Genomic DNA, 1,252 nt, shown 5'->3' on the forward strand with positions numbered 1-1,252 from the left:
TGGTAGTTCCTTCGGTTCAGTGGACACCCTGATCTAACTTCAGGAGTGTCTTTATGCCAGCACCAGGTCCCAGGACGATCAATCGCTACAGCGATGAGTTCAAGGCAACAGCTGTACGCCTGAGCGAGCTTCCCGGCGTGTCGGTCGGCGACGTCGCCGACTCGCTTTACATCCACCCTTTCATGCTGTCTCGTTGGCGCAGGCTTGCACGCGAGGGCGTGATTGTGACCAAGGGTGTGGACGTTGGAAAAGAGGCGGCAGCCGAGCTCAAGGCGTTGCGCGAAGTGAAGCGCAAGTACGAGCAGCTGAAGATCGAGCACGACCTTTTAAAAAAAGCCATCGCGTTCACTTCGGCTCGAAAAGCGACGTCTTCGCCTTCATCGAGCACCATCAGGAAGCGTACCCGGTGAGGATGATGTGCCGCCTTCACGGGGTCAGTGCGTCGGGCTTCTATGCATGGACGCAGCGGCCCGCCAGTCAGCGCTCGCTCGAGGATGCGGGGCTGCTGCAGAAGATCCGCAGTGTGCACGAGGAGAGCGAGCAGACCTACGGCAGTCCGCGAGTGCATGCGGCGTTGTGCCGGCAGGGCGAGGCGGTCGGGCGGCGCCGTGTCGAGCGCCTGATGCGCGAATACGGCGTCCGCGCCTGTTCTGCCCGCATGTATCGTCAGCGCCCGGGCCTGAAACGCTTTCTGGCCAGCGTCGAAAGCCGCGCCCATGCGATCGAATCCACCGGCCCAGACCAGCTGTGGGTCGGCGATGTGACCTACCTGAAGGTGCGCAGTCAGTGGCGTTATCTGGCGACCGTCATGGACCGGCATTCGCGTCGCCTGTTGGGCTGGGCACTGGGCAAGGAGCGAACGACGAAACTCACCCGGCGGGCTTTGTCGGCTGCGATCCGCGCCCGAAGACCCGAGCCGGGAGCCACCGTCTTCCACACCGACCGTGGGATCGAGTTCCTGGGTGGAGACTTCAAGCGCTCGCTGAAGTGTGCAGGCTTGGTCCAGTCGGCGAACCGGCCCAGGCGCATGAACGACAACGCGCATATGGAATCGTGGAACAAGTCGATGAAGTCGGACATGTACCGCCGCCACAGCTTCGACAGCGACTGCGCACTACGCCAAGCCATCCACCGCTACGTCGACTTCTATAACCATCGGCGCCTACACTCGGCGCTGGGTTACCAGTCGCCCGTCGAATTCGAGCGCCAATGCGCCTAACCAGCGGGTGTCCACTTTATCGAAGGAAGTCCC

Annotated in this window: 1 protein-coding gene and 1 pseudogene; both read left to right on the plus strand. The window is 62.1% G+C overall.

Features of this window, described 5'->3' with window-relative positions:
- Nucleotides 1-53: 53 nt before the first annotated feature.
- Nucleotides 54-272 (plus strand): annotated as a pseudogene (locus tag ACFQZQ_RS14730) (transposase); the annotation flags it as partial.
- A complete protein-coding gene (locus ACFQZQ_RS14735; RefSeq protein ID WP_386813689.1) occupies nucleotides 194-1,219 on the plus strand; it encodes an IS3 family transposase in 1,026 nt (341 codons plus the stop codon). The pseudogene ACFQZQ_RS14730 and the gene ACFQZQ_RS14735, both read left to right, overlap by 79 nt.
- Nucleotides 1,220-1,252 lie beyond the last annotated feature (33 nt).

It is taken from the genome of Lysobacter koreensis (assembly GCF_042677045.1).
Classification (GTDB): Bacteria; Pseudomonadota; Gammaproteobacteria; order Xanthomonadales; family Xanthomonadaceae; genus Lysobacter_K; species Lysobacter_K koreensis.